Here is a 22638-nt window from a genome sequence, read left to right on the forward strand (position 1 = left end):
ACCGAGGAACCTGTTCACTTAGCGCAGCTTCTTGATGCGTTCGCTTGGGCTGATCACGTCCGTCAGGCGGATGCCGAACTTCTCGTTGACCACCACCACTTCGCCATGGGCGATCAGCGTGCCATTGACCAGCACGTCGAGGGGCTCACCCGCCAGGCGATCGAGCTCGATCACCGACCCCTGGTTGAGCTGCAACAGGTTACGGATGTTGATGTCGGTACTGCCGACTTCCATCGAGATCGATACCGGGATGTCGAGGATCACGTCCAGGTTCGGACCGTCCAGTGTCACCGGGCCGTTGTTTTTCGGCACGCTGCCGAACTCTTCCATCGGCAGACGGTTGGACGGCGAGCTGGCCGCATCGGCCGCCAGCAGGGCATCGATATCGTCCTGTCCGACATCACCGGATTCTTCCAGCGCGGCGGCCCATTCATCAGCCAGGGCCTGGTCGTCCTGGGCATTCATATCGTTAACCATCATTTGTCCTCGGCGGGCAGCAAGCATTTAAAAACGGGGGGAGAGCAACGCCGCTCAGCGGCGCTCGATGGGTTCGATCACTTGCAACGCCAGGTTGCCCTTGTGGGACCCCATCTTGACCTTGAAAGCCGGCACGCCGTTGGCGCGCATGATCATGTCTTCAGGCATGTCCACCGGAATCACGTCGCCCGGCTGCATGTGCAGGATGTCGCGCAGGCGAAGTTGGCGGCGGGCGACGGTGGCACTCAAGGGCACATCGACGTCCATCACGTCCTGGCGCAGGGCGTTGACCCAACGCTCGTCCTGGTCGTCGAGGTCGGACTGGAAACCGGCATCGAGCATTTCCCGCACCGGCTCGATCATCGAGTACGGCATGGTCACGTGCAGATCGCCGCCGCCACCGTCGAGTTCGATGTGGAAAGTGGACACCACCACCGCCTCACTGGGGCCAACGATGTTGGCCATGGCCGGGTTCACTTCCGAATTGATGTACTCGAAATTGACTTCCATGATCGCCTGCCAGGCTTCCTTCAAGTCAGTGAAGGCCTGCTCCAGCACCATGCGCACCACGCGCAATTCGGTAGGGGTGAATTCACGCCCTTCGATCTTGGCGTGACGTCCGTCGCCGCCGAAGAAGTTATCCACCAGCTTGAACACCAGCTTGGCGTCGAGAATGAACAGGGCGGTGCCGCGCAGGGGTTTGATCTTGACCAGATTGAGGCTGGTAGGCACGTACAGCGAATGCACGTACTCGCCGAACTTCATCACCTGCACCCCGCCCACGGCCACATCGGCCGAACGCCTAAGCATGTTGAACATGCTGATGCGGGTGTAGCGGGCGAAACGCTCGTTGATCATTTCCAGGGTCGGCATGCGCCCCCGGACAATCCGGTCCTGACTGGTCAGGTCATAGCTTTTGACGCTGCCCGGTTCGGCAGCGGTGTCGGTCTGTACCAGACCATCGTCGACGCCATGCAGCAGCGCATCGATCTCATCCTGGGACAGCAGGTCCTGCACGGCCATGTCGTGTTCCTACTGCAGTACGAAATTAGTAAAGAGCAACTGCTCGACTACAACTTTGCCGACTTCTTTCTGCGCTACTTCCTGCACGCTGGCAGTGGCTTTCTGGCGCAGCATTTCCTGGCCGACCGGGGTGGCCAGGTTGTCGAAAGTCTGCCCGGAGAACAGCATCACCAGGTTGTTGCGGATCACCGGCATGTGCACTTTCAGAGCGTCCAGATCGGCCTGGTTGCGGGCCTGCAGGGTAATGCTCACCTGCATGTAGCGCTGGCGGCCGTTCTGGTTGTAATTGGCGATAAAGGCCGGGGCCATGGCTTCGTAGATGGCCGCAGGCTTGGCATTGCCAGCCGCATCGGCCGCAGGCTCAGGCTTGCTCTGGGCACTGTGCATGAAGTACCAAGTCGCCCCCACGGACAAGCCGATCGCCAGCAACAAGGCCGCGGCAATCACCAGGATCAGCTTGAGTTTGCCTTTGCCGGCGGGATCTTTTACTGCTGCGTCGCTCTTCGCCATGCCAATAATCCGTCACTATTCGGGTTTTCACAGTCGCACGGCAAGGCAAGAGCAAGTGTTATGCCAGAAGTGTCGGGGCACCCCGGTTTGCATAGATCCCGTGGGAGCGAGCGCCCGCTTGCGGCTTGCTCGCGATGACAGCGCTCCCACAGGGGAAATTCATACACCAGGAAAAAACCGGCAAAGCGTTAGCTCGCCTGCAGCTCGTGATCTTGAGGTGGCGCAGATCGCCACCGCGTTCAATCAGGCGTAATAGTCGACCACGCTCGAACCAATCACGCGGGTAGCGCTGGCGGCAACTTCGGCGATCCCGGCCGGCGACTCATCCGCCATCGGCTCCAGGCGGCTGCCAGTGGCCGAGGTGCGGGCGCCCTGCCCCTGCTGCGCCTGCTCCTGGGAGCCACGGGACTGGTCGGAGACATTGACGTCGACCTGCCCCATACCCTGCTGCGCGAACATCTCGCGCAGGCGGTGCATCTGCCCGTCCAGCGCTTCGCGCACACCAACGTGGGCGCTCATGAAGGTGACCTGGGTCTGCTGGTCGGGAATCATGTTGACGCGGATATCCAGGCGCCCCAGTTCAGCCGGCTGCAACTGAATGTCCGCCGCCTTGAGGTTGGCGCTCGACAGGTACATGACCCGGTTGACCACCTCTTCGGTCCAGCCACTCTGGTGCATGGCGATCGGCTGATTGACCGGCAGCGCATTGGCGGTTTTTGCCGTGGCAGCCTGGGTCAGCGCGGCCAGGCGGTCGGCAAAACCTTCAACGCGGGTGTCGCTGCTGGCAGCCTTGAGGTCCTTGAGGCCTTCGTCGATCAAGCCACTGAAGGCCTTCTCGCCGCCCTCACCGGCACCGTCCTGCTCCGCTTGCAGGCCGAGCATGCTGGCCATGCCCGCGGCGAAGGTCTGCGTCGTGTTCGGTTCGCCGTCGACCTGGGCGGCCGCTGGCGGAGTCTTGGCTTGAGCCTGACTGGAGGCGGACAGATGGCCACTTTGCTCCATCGCCAGGCGCACCGCCGGCAAGCCATCCAGTGGATCGGCCTCAGGATCGAACGCCGGATCGCTGATCGCCTGCGTGGTGGCCAGCAGCGCCGCCTCAATGGCCGGATCCACGCTGGCTGGCGTCTCGACCACGGTAACCGGCGCCGGCTGGGTCGCTGCCTGAGCCTGCGCCGGATCTACCGTGGCGTCTTCAGCCACTGCGCCAGGCTCGGTGTCGGTTACCTCTTCAGGCGCCACTTTTTCGGCGGGCAAGGTTTTGCCGCTAGCGGCAACCGCTGGAGCCTGGGCGGCAGGTTTGTCCGCACGGACCGGGTGGTCCGGGGTTTTGTCACGCAACGGCTTGGCCCCCATATCGGCCGCTGCCAAGGACTTGCCTGCACCCTGGCCAGCAAACACCCGGGCGAAGCCGGACGCCTTGTCCACAGGCGCCGCCGGGGCATTGGCCGACGCGGACTGAGTCTTGGCCTGCGCGCCAGCCTGAAGCAGGATGTTGGGGGAAAGGGGCATAGCGGTCTCCGCTGCACTGGAATCGTCGATACAGTTGAGCAAGAGACTGCAAGGGTCGAGCCAGATTGCCCGAGAGAAGGCTAACAGCTGCGATTGGAAGATTCAGACGCCAGCGAACGCAGCCGTTCGGCTTCGTACAGGGGGCGCACCAAGGCAAATTCGCCATCGATTTCACCCACCAGCTTGGCCAGGCCCTTGGGGGCTTTTTCCTTGGCGCGCTGTTCCAGCTCGTGGCACAGCCTGGCCAGGCGAAACGCACCCATGTTGCTGCTGCTGCCCTTGAAACTATGGGCCGCGCTGATCAGCTGCGCCGCATCGTGCGCCTCGCGCAGGATTTGCAGACGCTCTTCGGAATCCGCCAGGAAGGTGTCCAGCAACACCGGGTAATCCCCTTCCATGACTTCCTGCAACGCACTGAGTACGTCGCGATCCAGATGTGTATCGGTCACTTGTTCGCTCCTTGATCAAGAATGCACGGGATTATGCCAGAGCCTCCCAGGAAAACTCCACGCGCGCCCGTCGGCCATCGTCGGACCAACTGGCATTACGGCTCAATTGACGGATCAGGCTGACACCGCGACCCGATAAACGCCCGATGTCCAGCGGCCGATCCATCACACGCTGCGCATCAAAGCCATGCCCACTGTCTTCCACTTCAATCACCAGGCAACCGCCCAAGCCTTGCGGCGCAACCTGCACGTGCACCCGCAGGTAGCCCTCCTCCAATTGCTCCAGGCGGGCGTTGCGCAACTGATAGTAGCGCGCAAATCCGCGGACATCGCGCTTGAGGCTCGAATCCAGGCCCAGCACGCCATGCTCCAGGGCATTGGAGTACAACTCGGCCAGCACACTGTGCAGCGCCGCGCTTTGCGCCCGCAGGCCATGCACCTCCAGCAACAACTGCAGCAGATAGGGCAGCGGGTCGAAGCGCTTGAGCGACTCGGCGCGAAATTCGAAGCTCAACGACCAGTCCAGCGGGCTCGACTGGCCACTGTCGGAATAGACCAGGGCTGGCGGTGTGAGCTGGGCCGGCTCCACCAGACTGATTTCCAGCAGGCTCACGTCATCCCGGGCCTGACCGCCAAAATCGCGCAGCGCTTGTTCGATCTCCTCGAACAATTGCTCGGGCTCAAGGTTATCGGCAAACACCTGCAACAAACGCTCGACTCCAAACAACTGCTCGGCACTGTCGCAGGTATCGATCACCCCATCCGTCAACAGCATTACCCGATCGCCCAGGGCCATCGGAAACACTTCCGTGCGGTCGTCGAACGCCTGGGCAGTCAACACGCCCAGCGGCAAATGCCGTGACTTCAGCGGCCGGCGCTCGCCACTGGCGATGTCATGCAGGTAGCCGTCGGGCATCCCGCCGTTCCAGACCTCGGCCGAACGGCGCTGGAAACTCAGGGACAGCAGGGTCGCGCAGCAAAACATGTCCACCGGCAGGATGCGCTTGAGCTTGGCATTCATCTCTCGCAGGATCTGCGCCAGGCCAAACCCCTTGGCCGTCATCCCGTAGAACACCTCGGCCAGGGGCATGGCGCCCACGGCCGCCGGCAAGCCGTGACCGGTGAAGTCACCGAGCAGCACATGCATGTCGCCAGCCGGAGTGAACGCCGCCAGCAGCAGATCGCCGTTGAACAGCGCATAGGGCGATTGCCGGTAGCGGATGTTCGGCGCGCTCAGGCAGCCCGAGTGGGCGACCTTGTCGAACACCGCCTTGGCCACACGCTGCTCGTTAAGCAAGTACTGATGGTGGCGGACGATCTGGTCGCGCTGCTCCAGCACCGTTGCCTGCAAACGCCGCAGGCGATCCATGGCCTTGATCTTGGCCGCCAGCACCACCTGGTTATACGGCTTGGCCAGAAAGTCATCACCGCCCGCCTCCAGGCAGCGGGCCAGGCCTTCGTCCTCGCTCAGGGACGTGAGGAAGATGATCGGTACCAGGGTTTCCCCGGCCAACTGCTTGATCTGTCGCGCCGCGTCAAAGCCGTCCATCACCGGCATCAGAGCGTCCATCAACACCAGGTGCGGGCATGCCTGACGGTACAGCTCCACCGCTTCGGCGCCGTTCGCCGCCAGCAGCACCGCGTGGCCCTGGCGCCGGACGATCCCCGAGAGCAGCAGGCGATCAGCCGCACTGTCTTCGGCGATCAGCACCGTCAGGGGCTCGAACGACGGGATCAGGTCGCTCAACTGATGTCGAACAGCTTGTCGAAATTGGAGATGGCGAGGATTTTTCGCACGTCGGAACTGCTGTTGACCAGCCGCACATCGGACTCGTCGCCGCCGGCATGATCGCGCAGCAACAGCAGCATGCCCAACGCCGAACTGTCGAGGTAGGTGGCCTCCTTGAGATCGACTACCACCGAGTTGGGCCGCTGATTGTCGATCTGCTCGAAGGAATCGCGAAATGCCTGGTGCTTGGCAAAGTCGAAGCGACCCTTGATCGAGATCGTCAGCTTTTGCCCATCCGCTGAGACTTGCGTATTGACTGACATGCTAGAGCTTCCTTGTCTTTGGCAATCGTGTACAAGGTTTAGCACCTGTACAGGGCATCAGCAAGGCAGCCCATCGGCCTACTGCCAGCCGGTTCAGAACGCCAATCCTTGCGAGCTTGCGATGCACGTGAACAATCACGCGTGAATCCGATGAACACGCGGTACCGTCAAGTTCATCGCGAGCAGTCCGCAAGCGGGCGCTCGCTCCCACAGGGGAGAGAAGAACATCAAAAAAACAGGCCGGCCGGTAGGCCGCCTCGCCCGCTTTTACCACTCAGGCCGACTGTCAGGTCGCCGTGCTCTTGCTCTTGATCTTGATCCACCTGCCCCTTCGGCAGGCTGAGCGAAGGTGTCCATCAGGGGGGAGGCGCGTAGCGCCGTGCGGCGAAGCCGCATGCATCGAGAGGAGGTGCAGCGAAGCAAACCGTAGGCGATGCCCCCTGATGGATACCGTAGCGAAGGGACCCCGAGCCTAAGCGAGGGGCCGAACGCAGGGGCAAAGCGTTTTGCTTCCTTTTGGGCGTCTGCAAAAGGGAGTCGCCGTAAGGGCGAAACCATAAGCCGCCGCTACCGCAGCAACGGATATGCCCACAAAGCCAAGATCAAAAGATCACAGCCTGCAGCCGCTCCCATTCGCCCATCGGCCCGCATCAATCAACGATACGGACTCTCCCGGGGCAGGCGCTGGGACAACTCATCGAGCAGCTTCTGCTCACGCTTGTCTTCCAGTTGCCGGGCCTCGTCAATGTAGCGCTGCACCAGCTTGCGCAAGCCTTCGACCCGGGCGTAGGCCTGTTGCCAGCCGTCGCGCGCCTGGTTGAGGTTGTTCTGATGCCAGGCCAGGCTTTGCCGCTGCTGGTCGATGGCCGTGCCCAGTTGCGCGAGGAAGCCCTGGTAACCCAGCAGCCATTGCCCAGATACCCCTTCGCGGCCGCGCTCGACCCAGCGCTCCAGGTATTCGAGGCGAAATCCGTCAAGGTCAGCCAGCTTGTTTTCGGCGAGCCGCACCTGGCCCTGGAAGTAGCCCAGGCGCTGGGCGGCGGTCTTCTCGGCTTTTTCGGCCATATCGACCACCGGCGCCAGGCGCGCTGCTCGGCTCTGGGCCATGGCCGCTTAGCCTCCGGCTGCCGGAGCGAAGATGGTTTCCAGGTGGGCGTGGCTTTCGCCCAAGCTGATGTTGTCGTTGAGACCCTGGCGCAGGTAGCTGACCATGGTCGGCTGCAGGGCAATGGCCGTGTCGGTCTCGCGATCGCCCCCGGCCACATAGGCGCCGACGCTGATCAGGTCGCGACTCTGTTGATAACGCGACCAGAGCTGCTTGAAGTATTGGGCGCGGCGCATGTGCTCCGGCGAAACCACCGAGGGCATGACCCGGCTGATGGACGCTTCGATGTCGATGGCCGGATAGTGTCCCTCCTCGGCCAGGCGCCGGGACAACACGATGTGGCCGTCGAGCACACCCCGCGCCGAGTCGGCGATCGGGTCCTGCTGGTCGTCGCCTTCCGACAGTACGGTATAGAACGCCGTGATCGAACCGCCGCCCGCCTCGGCATTGCCCGCGCGCTCCACCAGTTTCGGCAACTTGGCGAATACCGAGGGTGGATAACCCTTGGTCGCTGGCGGCTCGCCGATGGCCAGGGCGATTTCCCGCTGGGCCTGGGCAAAACGGGTCAGCGAGTCCATCAGCAACAGGACATTCTTGCCCTTGTCGCGAAAATATTCGGCGATGCGCGTGCAGTACATTGCCGCGCGCATACGCATCAGCGGCGCATCATCGGCCGGCGACGCCACCACCACCGAGCGCTTGAGGCCCTCTTCACCGAGGATGTGCTCGATGAACTCCTTGACCTCCCGGCCCCGCTCCCCGATCAGCCCAACCACGATGATGTCGGCTTCGGTAAAGCGGGTCATCATGCCCAGCAGCACACTCTTACCCACCCCGGTACCGGCGAACAGGCCCAGGCGCTGGCCGCGGCCGACTGTGAGCAAGCCGTTGATCGAACGAATGCCGACGTCCAGCGGCACGCTGATGGGGTCGCGATTGAGCGGGTTGATGGTCGGGCCGTCCATTGGCACCCAGTCTTCGGCCTTCATCCCGCCCTTGCCGTCCAGCGCCCGACCGGCACCGTCGAGCACCCGCCCGAGCATGCTCATGCCCATCGGCAGGCGGCCATTGTCCGCCAGCGGCACGACCCGCGCGCCCGGAGCGATCCCGGCGACGCTGCCCACCGGCATCAGGAATACTTTGTTGCCGGAAAACCCCATGACCTCGGCTTCGACTTCGACCGGGTGGTAGCTGTCGTCGTTGATCACCCGACAGCGGCTGCCCATGGCTGCGCGCAAGCCTTCGGCCTCGAGCGTCAGGCCGACCATGCGCAACAGGCGCCCTTCGAGGACCGGCTGGCCCGGCAACTCCACCGCAGCGGCGTAGCTGCCCAGGCGCTTGGCAAAGCTGGTGCGATCAAGGCGCATCAGGGCTGACCGGCGGCGCAACGACTGACAGGTCCAACTGCAAATCCGCTGGCGCCGGGTGCAGCGCCTGCTCGTGCAGTTGGTCGAGCAACTGGGCCGTGGCCTGGGCGATGCGGGTTTCCACCGTCGCGTCGATCCGGCTGTGTTCGGTCTCGACCCGGCAACCACCGGGCAGCAGCGCCTCGTCCTCGACGATGCGCCAGGTTTCCTCGTGGCGTTCGCGCAGGGCTTTGACCTGGGCAAAATCCTGCGGATTGACGTACAGGCGCACGTTCGCAACCCCCAGCGGCAGCAGCTTGAGGGCTTCGCGCATGACGTGTTCGAGTTGGCTCGAGTCGATGGCCAGCTCGCGCTGGATCACCTGCCGGGTCACGTGCTGGACCAGCGCTACCAGGCTCTTTTCAATCTGCGTGTCCTGCTCGGCGATGGGCTCGAACAGGTTGACCATCAGCCGTTCCAGGCTGGCCAACTTGCCATTGAGGGCCACTTCGGCTTCCTGGCGAACCTTGAGCGTGGCGCTGTGAAAGCCCTCTTTTTCACCGGTGGCAAACCCTTCGTTCCAGGCTTCCTGGCGAATGCTCTCGAGTTCTTCCAGGGTCAGTGGCTGGACTTCCTCCAGCGGCACTTCTTCCATTTCCGGCGGTTCTGGCTCGGGCTCAGGCTCAGGTTCCGGGACGTACGGGTCAAAACTGGGCAGCGCCCAGATGTCGAGCCCGCTGACATCACGCGCACGAATCAGGTCGCTGGGCGACTCATCACTCTTGGCAGCCATAGGGTCAGATCATTTCTTCGCCGCCCTTCCCGCCGAGAACGATTTCTCCGGCTTCGGCCATACGGCGGGCAATGGTGAGGATTTCCTTTTGTGCCGTCTCGACATCGCTGACGCGCACCGGGCCCTTGGCCTCGAGGTCGTCGCGCAGCAGTTCGGCAGCGCGCTTGGACATGTTCTTGAAGATCTTCTCCTTGACCCCTTCGTCCGAGCCCTTGAGGGCCAGCACCAGCACGTCGGAGGAGACTTCGCGCAGCAACGCCTGGATCCCGCGGTCGTCGACATCGGCCAGGTTGTTGAACACGAACATCAGGTCTTCGATCTGGCCGGACAGGTCTTCGTCGACTTCGCGGATCGAGTCCATGAGCTGGCCTTCGATCGAACTGTCGAGGAAGTTCATGATGTCGGCGGCACGCTTGATCCCACCCAGGGTGGTGCGCGAGGCGTTGGAATTGCCGGAGAACTGTTTCTCGAGAATCTGGTTGAGTTCCTTGAGCGCCGCCGGTTGCACGGTGTTCAACGACGACACGCGCAGGATGATGTCCAGGCGCACCTTGTGGTCGAAGTTGCCCAGCACTTCACCGGCCTGGTCGGGGTCCAGGTACGCCACCACAATGGCCTGGATCTGCGGGTGCTCATAGCGGATCACATCCGCCACCGCGCGCGGCTCCATCCACTTGAGGCTGTCCAGGCCGCTGGTGTTGCCGCCCAACAGGATCCGGTCGATCAGGCCATTGGCCTTGTCTTCACCCAGGGCCTGGGTGAGCATTTTGCGGATGTAGCCATCGGAGCCCACGCCCAGGCTGGTCTGGTCGCCGACGATGTCGACGAACTCGCTCATCACCTGCTCGACCTGCTCACGATGCACGTTGCCCATCTGCGCCATGGCCACGCCGACGCGCTGGACCTCTTTGGGCCCCATGTGGCGCAGCACTTGCGCGGCGTCGGTTTCGCCCAGGGACAGCAGCAGGATCGCGGCTTTGTCGACCCGGCTGAGTTTGGCGATCGAGGCTCGGTTATCACTCATCTGCGTTAATCCACTCTTTCACGACCTGAGCCACACGGCCCGGATCTTCGGCCACCAGGCTCTTGATTGCGTTCAACTGGGCGTCATAGCCTTCGCTCGGGCTTGGCAGCAGGATGCTTTGCGGGCCGCCGAGGCTGACCCGGTCATTGCCCAGCTCACCATCCAGCCCACCCATGCCGCCGAGCTCGGCATCGCTGCCGATCCCCGCCAGTTGCCGGCCTTTGCCGCCACCGGTGATGTTGTTGAGTACCGGACGCAGCACGCCGAATACCAGCACCAGGATGAACAGCACGCCGACCACTTGTTTCACCACATCCCAGAACCAGGGCTGGGAATAGAACGGGATCTCGGCAATCACTTCGCCGCGTTCAGCCGAGAACGGCACGTTGATTACGCTGACGCTGTCGCCACGGCTGGCGTCGAAGCCGACAGCGTCCTGCACCAGGCGGGTGAAGCGTGCCAATTCATCGGCGGTCCACGGCGCGCGGGAGGTTTCGCCATTGGCGGGATTGACCTTGACCTGGTCATCGACCACCACCGCCACCGACAACCGGTTCAAGCGGCCTTGCTGCTGCTTGGTGTGGCTGATGGAGCGGTCGAGTTCGAAGTTCTTGGTCGATTGCTGACGCTTGTCCGCCGGGTATGGGGCGAGCATCGGCTGGCCGGTGGCCGGGTCCATGATCTGCTGGCCGTTGGCATCCAGCAGAGGTTGGCCGGGCTGCACCATGCCGGCCGAGGCCGTGGCATTGCCGGTGCTCTGCGGTGCCGAAGCCGGTGCCGGCGGCTGGTTGCTCAGTGCCCCCGGTACGCCTTGCGGGCCATTGCTGGCGGTACGCTGTTCGGAGGTCGACTGCTCGCTGCGCAGGGCCGGTTGATCCGGGTTGAACTGCTCGGAGGTCGACTCGACCGCACTGAAGTCGACGTCGGCGGACACTTCGGCCTTGTAGCGGTCATTGCCCAGCACCGGCTGCAGGATGTTGTGCACGCGCTGGGTGAGCATGCTTTCCATGCGGCGGCTGTAGTCGAACTGCTTGCCGGCCATGGTCAGTGCGGAGTTCTCCGCCTGATCGGACAGCAGGGTGCCCTTCTGGTCGACCACGGTAATCTGCGACTTGCTCAGTTCCGGGACGCTGGTCGCCACCAGGTTGACGATGGCCACCACCTGGCTCGGCTCCAGCGAACGGCCGGAGTACAGCTCCACCAGCACCGAGGCGCTAGGCTTGCGTTCGTCACGCACGAACACCGAGCTTTTCGGAATGGCCAGGTGCACGCGGGCACCCTTGACGTTGTTCAGGCTGGCAATGGTTCGCGCCAGCTCGCCTTCGAGGCCGCGACGGTAACGAGTCGCTTCCATGAACTGACTGGTGCCCAGGCCCTGGTCCTTGTCGAGAATCTCAAAACCGATGTTGCCGTCGGTCGGGGTTACCCCGGCGGCGGCCAGCTTGAGCCGCGCACGCGACAGGTCATCGGCCTTGACCAACAAGGCGCCGGAATTGGGTTCGACGGTGTAGGGAATGTCGGCGGTGGCCAGGGTCTCCATCACCTGCTTGGCGTCCATCCCGGCCAGGCTGCCGTACAACGGCCGGTAGTCCGGTTGCTGCGACCAGAGGACCACGGCAAAACCAATCGCCACACTCGCAGCCAGGCCAACCAGCAGGCCCACCTGCCGCAGCATGGTCATCTCGGAGAGGTTTTCCAGGAAGGACAGGCCGAACAGCGGCGGTTTGCCATCTGCAGCGGCGGCCTTGGCCGGAACGTTATTGGCGACTGCTTCTGCCATGACTCAATGTGTCCTTAAACCGGCATCTGCATGATGTCTTGGTAAGCCTGAACCAGCTTGTTGCGCACCTGGGTCAGTGCCTGGAAGGAGACGCCGGCTTTTTCCTTGGCGATCATCACGTCGGTCAGGTCGACTCCACTTTTGCCGATTTCGAACGCGGTGGACAGCTGGGTCGACGCCTGCTGGGTGTCGTTGACCTTGTTCACGGCCTGGCCCAGCATGTCGGCAAAGCTGCTGCCGGCTTCCTGCGGCGCGGCAACGGCCTTGGGTGCGGCCATGGCGTCCATTTGCATGGCGCGCATGTCCAGCATCAACCGGTTAAATTCAATTCCTTGGCTCATGACTGCTCTCTCTGACGACCCGCAATTTTTTGACGCTCACTCGGCGGATAGACTGGTGTTAGCAACAAGGGTGCCAGCTCCGCCCGGGCCCACTGATAAAAGCCCCCCGCAACAATTGCCGAGCAAGCATTGCTCAGGTGGCGAACAGCTGCCCTTCCACGTCCATCCCGGCATCGCGCATTTGCGCCAGTTTGTAACGCAGGGTGCGGGGGCTGATGCCCAGGCGTTCAGCGGCTTCCTTGCGGCGACCGCGCTCGGCGCGCAGGGTGTCGATGATCATCTGGAACTCCCGGCGACGCAGGTCGTCACCCAGGGCGCCGGCCGACTCGCCGGGCGCAGCCTCGACCTCCACCGTGCGTGGCGTCGGGGCCTTTGGCGCCAGGCTCGGCAGCGGTGCGCAGGCCACTGGTCCCGACAAGCAGAAGTCCTGCGGCTCGATGACCCCACCATGCTGCAGGATCAGTGCACGCTGGATCGCGTTGTCCAGTTCGCGCACGTTGCCCGGCCACGGATACCCCACCAGACAGGCCTGGGCCTGTGGCGATAACCGCGCAGCCGCGTGGTGCATTTTATTGACGTGCTTGGCCAGCAGGCGCTCGGCCAGCGGCAGAATATCGGCAGTGCGTTCGCGCAGCGGACGCCAGGCCAGGGGGAATACCGACAGCCGATAGTACAAGTCTTCGCGAAACCGCCCCGCCGCCACTTCTGCGGCCAGGTCGCGGTTGGTGGTGGCTACCACGCGGATATCCAGCACGATCGGCTTGCGTGCGCCGACCCGCTCGACTTCACGTTCCTGCAGCACCCGCAGCAGCTTGGCCTGCAGCCCCAGGGGCATTTCGGAAATCTCGTCGAGCAGGATGGTGCCGCCATCCGCTTGCTCGAACTTGCCCGCCTGGGCGGCGATCGCTCCAGTGAAGGCGCCCTTCTCATGACCGAACAGCGTGGCCTCGAGCATGTTGTCCGGGATCGCCGCGCAGTTGATCGCAATGAACGGCTGGCTGGCACGCCGCGAGTGCTGATGGATGTAGCGCGCCAGCACTTCCTTGCCGGTGCCCGACTCACCGGAAATCAATACCGTCGAATCACTGCGCGCCACCCGTGCCGCCAGTTCCAGCAACTGGGCACTGGCCGGTTCGAACGCCACCGGTCCTTCACCTTCGCCACCGCCCAGGCACCCCTGGGCATGGCGTGCCACCAGATCCAGCAGCGCCTTGGGCTCGAATGGCTTGACCAGATAGTCCGCCGCTCCCTGGCGCATCGCATCCACTGCGCGCTCCACCGCCCCGTGGGCCGTCATCAGCAACACCGGTAACTGGGGATGGCGCACCCGCAACAGACTCAACAACTGATGACCGTCCATGCCGGGCATGTTGACGTCGCTGACCACCAGGTTGAACGGCTCGCGCGCCGCCGCCTCCAGCGCTTCTTCGGCGCTACCGACGGCACGGTAGTCGTGACCGGCAAGCAGCAGCGTATCGGCCAACGCTTCGCGCAACGCACGATCGTCTTCAACCAGCAGAACCTTGATTAGCATTGACCTCACTCCGTTTCCTGCGCGCTGCCAAACAACGGCAGCTCAAGCACCGCGCAGGTGCCACGGCCCGGGCGCGAGCGCAGTTGCAAGTGTCCCTGATGAGCCCGTGCCACCGCCTTGACCACGGTCAGGCCCAGGCCAGTGCCGTTGGTCTTGGTGGTGAAAAAAGGTTCGCCCAGGCGCTCCAGCACCGCGGCTCCGATCCCGGCACCGCTGTCACTGACGCACAGGCGCAAGGTGTTCTGCCGGGCATACAGGTGCACTTTCAGGCGCACCGTGCCGGCACTGGCCTGGATCGCGTTTTCAATCAGGTTCAGCAGCGCCCCCACCAGGGTGTCGCGGTTGCACAGCAACTCACCGGCATGGGCATCGCACTGCCAACGGATCGGCACGTCCTGAACATGGGTCTGCGCCGCCGCTTGCAGCGATTGCAGCAGCAGCCTGGGGCTGACCCGATCGGTCAGCGGCAACTCACCACGGGCGAACACCAGCATGTCGCGCACCTGATGCTCAAGCTCGTGCAGGCGCTCCTTCAGGCGTCCGGCAAATCGCTGCTGGGTCGCCACCGGCAACGCCTGCTCAGTCAGGTGACTGGCGTAGAGCAAGGCCGCGGACAAGGGCGTGCGGATCTGATGGGCCAGGGACGCGACCATCCGCCCCAGGGACGACAGGCGCTCGTGGCGCGCCAGTTGATCCTGCAGGTGGCGGGTTTCGGTCAGGTCGTTGAGCAGCACCAGTTGCCCCGGCTCGGCATCCAGCGAACGGGTGGCAATCGACAGGCGCCGACCATCCTTCAGGGAAATTTCATGACCGTCGTCTTCACGGGGAGCAAAGCAGCGGCCGATGACCTGGCGCCACAGCTCACCTTGCAGCGGCAGCCCCAGCAGCTCGCATGCCGCCGGGTTGGCTTCGCTGACGATGCCCTGGGCGTCGATCACGATGACACCACCCGGCAACAGGTCGAGCAGGTTCTGCAGGCGATTGGCCAAGCGTTCTTTTTCCGCCAGCTCTTGCAGGCGCTGGGCACTGACCACTTCCAGCTCACCCTTGAGTTCACAGACCCGGGCTTCGAGACGGCTGTAGGAGTCAGTAAGTTGGCTCGACATCTGATTGAACAGGGCGAACGCCTGCTCAAGGCCAGGCCGGTTTGCCGGCTCTACGCCGGGCGCATCGGGGACTGGAGACATCTGGGCGGCGTGGGGCATCGTGCACTCTCGCTTGGCTGACCGTCAGTTAAACGGAACGTTGCGAGGGATGTAGCAATACCCGTGCCTAAAAAAAACCGCCCATTATTCAAGGGCTTGAAAAACAGGCGTCAATCGTCCGCCTGTTCGTCGCCTTCGCGCCGGCTCATGCCGTACTTGCGCATCTTCTCCACCAGGGTGGTACGGCGAATGCGCAGGCGCTCGGCCGCACGGGCGACGATGCCGTTGGCATCATCCAGGGCCTGCTGGATCAAGCCCTGCTCCAGGCCACCGAGGTAGTCCTTGAGGTCCAGGCCTTCAGGCGGCAGCAAGGCATTGGCGGTGAAGTCCGGGGTATGGCCGTTGATGGCCACCCGCTCTTCGAGGTCACTGCGCAGGCTGTCGACCAGTTGTTCGTCTTCGTCGTCGACGTAGCGGAATTTCTTCGGCAGCTCGACCACGCCGATCACCCCGTACGGGTGCATGATCGCCATGCGCTCCACCAGGTTGGCCAGCTCGCGGACGTTGCCCGGCCAGCCGTGGCGACACAGCGACATGATCGCCGCCGAGTTGAAGCGGATCGAACCGCGTTTTTCGTGCTCCATGCGCGAGATCAGCTCGTTCATCAGCAACGGGATATCTTCGACGCGCTCACGCAGCGGTGCCATTTCGATCGGGAACACGTTCAAGCGGTAGTACAGGTCTTCGCGGAAGCTGCCGACCTCAATCATGCTTTCGAGGTTCTTGTGGGTCGCGGCAATGATCCGCACGTCGACGCTCTGGGTCTTGTTACTGCCCACGCGTTCGAAGGTGCGCTCCTGCAATACCCGCAGCAGCTTGACCTGCATCGGCAGCGGCATGTCGCCGATCTCGTCGAGGAACAGGGTGCCGCCGTTGGCCAGCTCAAAACGCCCGGCACGACTGGTGATCGCCCCGGTAAAGGCGCCCTTCTCGTGGCCGAACAATTCGCTTTCCAGCAACTCGGCCGGAATCGCGCCACAGTTGACCGGCACGAACGGCGCGTCACGGCGCTTGGAGTGATAGTGCAAGTTGCGCGCAACCACTTCCTTGCCAGTGCCCGACTCGCCGAGGATCAGCACGCTGGCGTCGGTGTCGGCCACTTGCTGCATCATCTGGCGCACGTGCTGGATCGCCCGGCTGGTGCCGACGAGGCTGCGGAACAGATTGGGTTCACGATGGCGACCGCGCTCGCGGGCCTGGTCGTACATCTCGCGATAGACCTGGGCACGGTGCAGCGAATCGAGCAATTTGCTGTAGCTGGGGGGCATTTCCAGGGTCGACAACACCCGACGACGCTGGTCGTCGGGCAGATCCTGGGCACAATTATCGCCCATCAGCAAAACGGGAAGGAACTCATCCCAGGTTGCGAGTGTCTTTAACAGAGCCGACAACGAACCAGGTGCATTGACCGTCCCGATCAGGACACAGATGACTTCACGACTAGACGATAAAGAGCCGACAGCCTGCTGCCAGTCATAGCTTGCGCAGGGTAAGTTTTCTTCACCGAGAAAATTTAAAATCACCGCCAGGTCGCGGCGGCGGACGCTATCGTCATCAATCAGCAGAATTTTGGTTTCACGCCACATGCAATAGCAACTTCCCTAGTCAACTCAGTGCCCGAAAGAAAAAGGCAAGCTAGACGCCTGCAGGCACGTTAAGCCTGATAGACGTCTGAAATCTGCAAACAGCCACTAGTTAAGTCAAAAAACCGTGCATAGTCAAATTTATGGCGCATATACCCGGACAAGCTGATTAACCAAAGCGTCAACCGAACAGATGGTAAACCTTTGCCGCACCCTTCGCTTGCCTGATCTGAGCCATCTCGTTGACTATCGCCTGACGCTCGTCCATCGCCACGTCCAGCAGCCGCTTGTAGACCACCAGCAGGGCCTGCAGGTTCTCGCGCAGCGCCTGCTCATCCACCGGCACCTCACTGAGCACATCGTCGACACAGGTGCGGCAGGCGACGTCGAGCTCGCCGATGGCCTCCCAGTTGCGTTCAGCCAGCGCCTCGACCAGGGCCTCGCGGGTTTGCTCGATGCGTTGCAGGGCTTGGCTCATGACATCATCCTCAGGCCCACGGGCCTATTGCGCTAGCTCTTGTGCCGCGATCGCGTCCCAGCCGCTTTTCAGGGTGATCAGCAGGCGGGCGACTTCGTCGATCATCTCGACATCATTGGTACCGTTGGCCTCTACCAAGCGGTTACCCATGTACGCATACAAAGCATCCAGGCGTTGCACCGCAGCTGGATCCTCGGCCTTCTCTGGCTCCAAGCCATCTCGCAGACCGGAGATAATTTCAATCGCCTTGCCCAGCATCAACCCCTTCTGGGCAATATCACCCCGGCTCAATGCACCTTTGGCCTGCGCCATGCGATCAAGGCCGCCTTCCATCAGCATCTGCACCAGACGGTGCGGGCTGGCTTCGGAGATCTGCGCGTGGGAATTGACTTTCTGGTACGCACGCAGGGCTTTCATAGGATTCATGTTGCTACCTCGGTACAGGCCACAGGCGAATAGGTTTGCTCTAATCAGCTTTTCGACTGTGTCGACAAAAACTTTAATCCACGACCGGTTGCCCGGACCCTTTTCCAGGGCCCTCGGCGCACCGTTTATCAGCTCGACTTTGGATTGTTCAGCGAGTTGAGGGTGGTCATGATGCTGGAGCTGCTGGCGTTGATCTGGGCGATCATGGTGTCCATGGCCGTGTACTTGGCGGACAAGGACTTCTGCAAGGCCTCCATGCGCCGGTCCAGTTCAGCCTGCTGGGTGGTCAGGTCGGTCAACTTGGTATTGAGGTCCGTCGCACGAGTGGCCAGCGTGCCAGTGGAACCCACATAGCTAGAGGTCGCTTTGTTCATGCGAGAAATCAAACCGGTGTCACCGGTGAACATCTTGGCGATGTCCCCTGCCCCCTTGACTACAGCCTTGTCCCACGCCTTGTCGTCCAGGCTCAGCAAACCGGTTTTCTGGTCAGTGGTGATGCCCATCTGGGCCAGGCTGGTCATGCTGCCGGCCCCCGAACCGTTGACCAGTTCGGAGCGCAGGCTGGTCACCAGCTGTCGCATCGACGCATCGCCGGTCAATGCGCCCGCGGTGGTAGTGGAGGCATCGCCGGTCGCAGTGACCTTGGTCTGGGCGTTGATGGCGGTCATCAGCGCGTTGTAAGCGGTAACGAATGACTGCACCGAGGTCTTCAGAGTGTCGGTGTTGCTGGCAACAGTGATGGTCACCGGCTTTTTGTCGTCGGCAGCCAGCAGATCCAAGGTCACGCCACTGATAGCGGACGTCACTTTGTTGCTGGTGGACTCCATGGCAATACCGTCGATGGAGTACTTGGCGTTTTGCGCAGGCTGGCCGGCATCGTAACCCGCCGCCAGCTCTGAATCGCCGCTGAGGGTTATATCGGTACCGACACCACTGGTGGTGGAGCCGATAACCAAGCGTGCACCGTTAGCATCACTCAATACGTTGGCGCTGATGCCTTGGGCAGACAATTGGGTATTGATCGATTCGCGCACCTCTTTCAGGGTCGCTCCACCGGGAACCAATACGTCATAACTTTTACCCGACTGGGTAATGGTCAAGGTCTGGTCTTCATCGCTGGAGTTAGCTTTGCCCGACGCACCATCTGCAATCACTTTGCTGGTGACTTTCGAGGACGTCGCCAGCTCATCCACCACCAGGGTATATTTTCCGCTGGACGCGCCATCACCCAGCGTGACCTTGACGTTTTTCTCTTCGGAGGTAGTGGCGGCCAGGCCATTGAAGGAGGCCACGTTGTTCAACTTGGTGATCGCCGACTGGTAGGTCTCCAATGCCGTCTTCACCGTGCCGACAGCCGACAGCTTAATGGTCGTGTCTTTTTGCTGATCGGTGATCTGGATTTGCTTGGGCGCTTTTTCAGCCCCCACCAAAGCCTTGACGATTGCTTGCGTGTCGTAGCCCGAACCCGGGCCGGAAATCGTTGAACTCGCCATTTACACTATCTCCTTGTCCTGCATCTGCCGCTTTATTGGCGTACACACCCCTGAGCAGCAGTCAGAAACACATTTCGTGCCAGCTCAAGCCTGAGTCTGGAACAGCAGGCTGCTGGCATCGTTCAAATTCTGCGCCAACTTCAGCGCGGTCTCCGATGGCAGCTGTCGAATCACTTCACCACTGTCGGTGGCGATTACCTTGACGACCACCTGGCCGGTGGAGTCATCGATGGAAAAATCCAGGTTACGCTGGGAAGCTTGCACAAACTCACGCATATCGGTTACTGCTTTTTCCAGCGCCACGCGCTGCGGCTCTTCAGCAGCCGGCGTATCAGCCGGCGCAACAGGCTTGGCCTGCGTCACGGAAACACCTGAAGCCTGGGCTACGTTAGCTGGATAAGACGTGTTCAGCTTGACGCTCATGTCCATGTCATCACCTCAAAACTGAAAAAACGGAAGGGCACGAATACGCGCCCTTCCGTTGATCAACCGCTAGCCGAGATTACTGAAGCAGCTTCAGTACAGCGGATGGCAGTTGGTTGGCCTGGGACAGGATTGCAGTGGAAGCCTGTTGCAGGGTTTGTTGCTTGGTCAGTTCAGCAGCTTCGGAAGCGAAGTCAGCGTCTTCTACACGGCCTTTGGCAGCCGAGGAGTTCTGCGAAATGCTCTGCAGGTTGGCCACGGTGCTGGCGAAACGGTTTTGCACCGCACCCAACTGCGAACGCTGGCTGTCGATCTGCTGCATGGCGTCATCCAGAGCCTGGATGGCCTGCTGGGAAGAAGCGGCGCTCAGGATGCTCAGGTCAGAAACGGTGGTTTCCATGGTCACGGCGGTTTTGGTGCCAGCATCGGAAACATCTTTCAGACCCAGCGCCTTCAAGCCAGTACCGGCGCTGCCATCCTTGATGGTGATGTCTTTGTCGGCGAACAGGTTCAAGGTGCCGTCAGCGTTTTTGCTGGCTTGTACACCGGTGCTTGCGCTGTTGATCGACGCCACGATCGAGTCGGTGGTATCACCTTTCTTGAACTTGACTTCAACGCCGTTCACGTCGATCGAAGTGTCTTCCTTGAGCTTCGCCTGGGAGGTCCCAGCGGACAGACCCAACTGCGACAGCGAACCGCTGGCGGTATTGGCCAGCTTGATGTCCTTGCCGTCGCCGGAAGTCAGAACAACACGACCGTCGGTGAATTCTGCGGTGGCACCGGTTCCTGCTTGCGCCTTAACCAGGTCGAGAACTTCGGTGATTGTATTAGTATCGTCCCAAGTCACAGCGGTACCATTGACAGTAATGCTGCCGGCGGTACCCAGAACGGTATCTTTATCAATAGCTTCAGCTGCAACTGGCGCCGTAGCATCTGCTGCAGTCAAGCCGAGTTTCGTCAGTACGGTGCCACCCGACTCTTCAACCGTGAAGTCCGACTTGGAAGTCAGGGTCAACTTGCCATCGGTGGCCGCAGTAGCTGTTACACCGGTTTTTGCGGTTTGCTTGTTGATCTCTGTTGCAGCAGCGGAACCAGCTGTCGCAGCACTCGTAGTCGCTGTCAGGGTGATATCAACACCATTGATGCTGATTTTATCGCCTGCAGCAGTGCCTGCCGCCGGAGGCGCACCACCAGTCACGGAAGCTTTCATCCCACCAATGTTGGTACCGGTAGCAGTAGCCGCCAGGCCTTCCATTGCAGTGCCATCTACAGAGGCTTCTCTGTAGTTGCCTTTCAGCGCGGTAGAACCGATGTCAGTCATACCGAAGGAAATGGTTTCGTTGGCGCTGGCGCCGATCTGGAACTGAATGTTCTGGAACGAACCGTCCAGCAGGTTACGACCACCGAAGGTGGTGGTGCTGGCGATACGGTTCAGCTCACCCACTTTAGCGGTGAACTCTTGTTGCAGGGAAACACGGTCAGCGTCGCTTTTATCACCGTTCGCTGCCTGCAGGGCCAGCTCACGCAGACGTTGCAGGGTGTTGGTGGATTCTTGCATCGCGCCTTCAGCGGTCTGGGCGATGGAAACACCGTTGTTGGCGTTGGCGATCGCAACGTTCAGGCCTTTGACCTGATTGTTCAGACGGTTGGCGATCTGCATGCCAGCGGCGTCGTCTTTGGCGCTGTTGATTTTCAGGCCGGAAGACAGACGGTTCATCGACTGGCTCAAAGCGTCGGAAGCTTTGTTCAGGTTCTTCTGGACGCCCAGAGAAGTGATGTTGGTGTTTACGGACATTGCCATGACGAAATCCTCGTGAGTTGGATACTGCGGCTTCCGGCCCTGGCAACCGCCGGGTGTGGCCTAGAGAACCTTCGTAATAGTTATCGTCGTCAACGCAGGTTGCTTGAGGGCTTTTTTCAAATTTTTTACTAGCAACGTGCCACCCCCCAATGTTTCAAGGCCTTAGGCCGCCTGGCACGAGTCATACCTGGCATTGAGGCGAGCCTCGACAGCGGCAAATCCCAGACAATAAAAAACGCCCATGACCTCTCGGCCATGGGCGTTTTTTATTAGCGGGCGCTAGCAGGTCACGGGCGGTGGATAATCGCCGAGCCCCAGGACAGGCCTACGCCAAAACCACTGATCGCCACACGCTTCCAGGTGGAGTCGAGCATGTGTTTTTCCAGCAGCAGCGGGATGCTCGAAGACACGGTGTTGCCGGTCTCGACCATGTCCTTGATGAACTTCTCCGGCTCGCCTTCGAAACGGCGCGCCACGGCATCGACAATCGCCGCGCTGCCCTGGTGGATGCAGAAGGCGTCGATGTCTTCGGACTTGAGGCCCGAGTCATCCAGCAGTTCGTGCAAGTGCGCCGGGACCTTGAGCAAGGCGAAGTTGAACACCTGGCGACCGTTCATGTAGAACACGCCGTCGCTGACCTTCAGGTGCGGCGCGCCGGAACCGTCGGTGCCGAACTTGGCCTTGCCCAGTTGCCAGGCAGCGTCTTCGCCCATCCAGGTCGCGGTGGCCGCGTCGCCGAACAGCATGGTGGTGTTGCGGTCTTCCGGGTCAACAATCTTCGAGTAGGGATCAGCGGTGATCAGCAGGCCGTTCTTCAAGCCCGCCGCCTCCATGAAGCCCTTGATCGCGTACAGGCCATACACGTAGCCGGAGCAGCCCAGGGAGACGTCGAACGCGGCAACCCGGGTCGACAGGCCAAGCTTGTCCTGGACGATGGCAGAGGTGTGGGGCAAACCTTCTTCGTCGCCGTTCTGCGTGACCACAATCAGCACGTCGATGGCTTGACGGTCCAGTTGCGGGTTATTGGCGAACAACGCATTGGCAGCCTCCACGCACAGATCGGAGGTTTCCTGGCCGGCATCCATGCGCGGCAGAAAGGCCGAGCCAATCTTGCCCAAAATGAACTCTTCATCCTTGGCGAATTTCGCGCCCTGAGCGTAGTTATCAAGCCCGCTCACTGGCACGTAACTGGCGATGCTTTTTATGCCAATCATTGTGGCTTCCCAAAACAGAATAACTGGAGATCACCGCTCGCAGGATCGAGAGGCACTGATAACAAAGGGGTT

General features: G+C 61.6%; 22 protein-coding genes. All 22 read right to left on the reverse strand.

Annotated elements, in window-relative coordinates:
• Positions 1–18: 18 nt before the first annotated feature.
• Positions 19–477, reverse strand: a complete 459-nt coding sequence (fliN, locus tag CKW24_RS20445) for a flagellar motor switch protein FliN (protein ID WP_095169976.1) — start codon at positions 475–477, stop codon at positions 19–21.
• Between the two features lie 54 nt (positions 478–531).
• Entirely contained in the window at positions 532–1500 is a 969-nt protein-coding gene (gene fliM, locus CKW24_RS20450; protein ID WP_095169977.1) for a flagellar motor switch protein FliM, read from the reverse strand.
• Positions 1501–1509: 9 nt separating this feature from the next.
• The gene (gene fliL / locus CKW24_RS20455) at positions 1510–2010 is read right to left on the reverse strand and encodes a flagellar basal body-associated protein FliL (RefSeq protein ID WP_095169978.1); all 501 of its coding nucleotides are present in this window, start codon (positions 2008–2010) and stop codon (positions 1510–1512) included.
• Between the two features lie 243 nt (positions 2011–2253).
• Positions 2254–3519 carry a flagellar hook-length control protein FliK gene (locus tag CKW24_RS20460; RefSeq protein WP_095169979.1) on the reverse strand — a complete coding sequence of 422 codons (1266 nt, stop codon included), beginning with the start codon at positions 3517–3519 and terminating at the stop codon, positions 2254–2256.
• An 80-nt stretch (positions 3520–3599) separates the two neighbouring features.
• Positions 3600–3968 carry an Hpt domain-containing protein gene (locus tag CKW24_RS20465; protein ID WP_095169980.1) on the reverse strand — a complete coding sequence of 123 codons (369 nt, stop codon included), beginning with the start codon at positions 3966–3968 and terminating at the stop codon, positions 3600–3602.
• A gap of 31 nt (positions 3969–3999) precedes the next feature.
• The gene (locus CKW24_RS20470) at positions 4000–5703 is read right to left on the reverse strand and encodes a fused response regulator/phosphatase (RefSeq protein ID WP_095170026.1); all 1704 of its coding nucleotides are present in this window, start codon (positions 5701–5703) and stop codon (positions 4000–4002) included.
• 8 nt (positions 5704–5711) lie between these two features.
• A complete protein-coding gene (locus tag CKW24_RS20475) occupies positions 5712–6020 on the reverse strand; it encodes an STAS domain-containing protein (protein WP_095169981.1) in 309 nt (102 codons plus the stop codon).
• Between the two features lie 654 nt (positions 6021–6674).
• Positions 6675–7127, reverse strand: coding sequence for a flagellar export protein FliJ (fliJ, locus tag CKW24_RS20480; RefSeq protein ID WP_095169982.1), 453 nt, complete (start codon positions 7125–7127; stop codon positions 6675–6677).
• A 6-nt stretch (positions 7128–7133) separates the two neighbouring features.
• Complete coding sequence (gene fliI, locus CKW24_RS20485; RefSeq protein ID WP_095169983.1) at positions 7134–8492, reverse strand: flagellar protein export ATPase FliI; 1359 nt, start codon at positions 8490–8492, stop codon at positions 7134–7136.
• Positions 8482–9264 (reverse strand): flagellar assembly protein FliH, encoded by a 783-nt coding sequence (gene fliH, locus CKW24_RS20490; RefSeq protein ID WP_095169984.1) that lies wholly within the window; start codon positions 9262–9264, stop codon positions 8482–8484. The genes fliI and fliH overlap by 11 nt, the downstream gene beginning before the upstream one ends.
• Positions 9265–9268: 4 nt before the next feature.
• On the reverse strand, positions 9269–10288 hold the full coding sequence (fliG, locus tag CKW24_RS20495; RefSeq protein ID WP_095169985.1) for a flagellar motor switch protein FliG: 1020 nt from the start codon (positions 10286–10288) through the stop codon (positions 9269–9271).
• A complete protein-coding gene (fliF, locus tag CKW24_RS20500; protein ID WP_095169986.1) occupies positions 10281–12068 on the reverse strand; it encodes a flagellar basal-body MS-ring/collar protein FliF in 1788 nt (595 codons plus the stop codon). The genes fliG and fliF overlap by 8 nt, the downstream gene beginning before the upstream one ends.
• Before the next feature lie 14 nt (positions 12069–12082).
• Positions 12083–12409 (reverse strand): flagellar hook-basal body complex protein FliE, encoded by a 327-nt coding sequence (gene fliE, locus CKW24_RS20505; protein WP_095169987.1) that lies wholly within the window; start codon positions 12407–12409, stop codon positions 12083–12085.
• Positions 12410–12542: 133 nt separating this feature from the next.
• Positions 12543–13943, reverse strand: coding sequence for a sigma-54 dependent transcriptional regulator (locus CKW24_RS20510; protein WP_095169988.1), 1401 nt, complete (start codon positions 13941–13943; stop codon positions 12543–12545).
• A gap of 5 nt (positions 13944–13948) precedes the next feature.
• Positions 13949–15148: a PAS domain-containing sensor histidine kinase gene (locus tag CKW24_RS20515; protein WP_095169989.1), complete on the reverse strand. Its 1200-nt coding sequence runs from the start codon at positions 15146–15148 to the stop codon at positions 13949–13951.
• 110 nt (positions 15149–15258) lie between these two features.
• The gene (locus tag CKW24_RS20520) at positions 15259–16734 is read right to left on the reverse strand and encodes a sigma-54 dependent transcriptional regulator (RefSeq protein WP_095169990.1); all 1476 of its coding nucleotides are present in this window, start codon (positions 16732–16734) and stop codon (positions 15259–15261) included.
• A gap of 178 nt (positions 16735–16912) precedes the next feature.
• Entirely contained in the window at positions 16913–17209 is a 297-nt protein-coding gene (fliT, locus tag CKW24_RS20525; RefSeq protein ID WP_095169991.1) for a flagellar protein FliT, read from the reverse strand.
• Between the two features lie 24 nt (positions 17210–17233).
• Positions 17234–17635 (reverse strand): flagellar export chaperone FliS, encoded by a 402-nt coding sequence (fliS, locus tag CKW24_RS20530; protein ID WP_095169992.1) that lies wholly within the window; start codon positions 17633–17635, stop codon positions 17234–17236.
• Between the two features lie 128 nt (positions 17636–17763).
• A complete protein-coding gene (gene fliD / locus CKW24_RS20535; RefSeq protein WP_095169993.1) occupies positions 17764–19128 on the reverse strand; it encodes a flagellar filament capping protein FliD in 1365 nt (454 codons plus the stop codon).
• An 84-nt stretch (positions 19129–19212) separates the two neighbouring features.
• Positions 19213–19557 carry a flagellar protein FlaG gene (locus tag CKW24_RS20540; protein ID WP_095169994.1) on the reverse strand — a complete coding sequence of 115 codons (345 nt, stop codon included), beginning with the start codon at positions 19555–19557 and terminating at the stop codon, positions 19213–19215.
• A gap of 73 nt (positions 19558–19630) precedes the next feature.
• A complete protein-coding gene (locus CKW24_RS20545; protein WP_095169995.1) occupies positions 19631–21352 on the reverse strand; it encodes a flagellin in 1722 nt (573 codons plus the stop codon).
• Between the two features lie 287 nt (positions 21353–21639).
• The gene (locus CKW24_RS20550) at positions 21640–22566 is read right to left on the reverse strand and encodes a ketoacyl-ACP synthase III (RefSeq protein WP_095169996.1); all 927 of its coding nucleotides are present in this window, start codon (positions 22564–22566) and stop codon (positions 21640–21642) included.
• Between the last annotated feature and the right edge of the window lie 72 nt (positions 22567–22638).

The organism is Pseudomonas sp. Irchel 3H3 (genome assembly GCF_900187635.1).
GTDB lineage: Bacteria > Pseudomonadota > Gammaproteobacteria > Pseudomonadales > Pseudomonadaceae > Aquipseudomonas.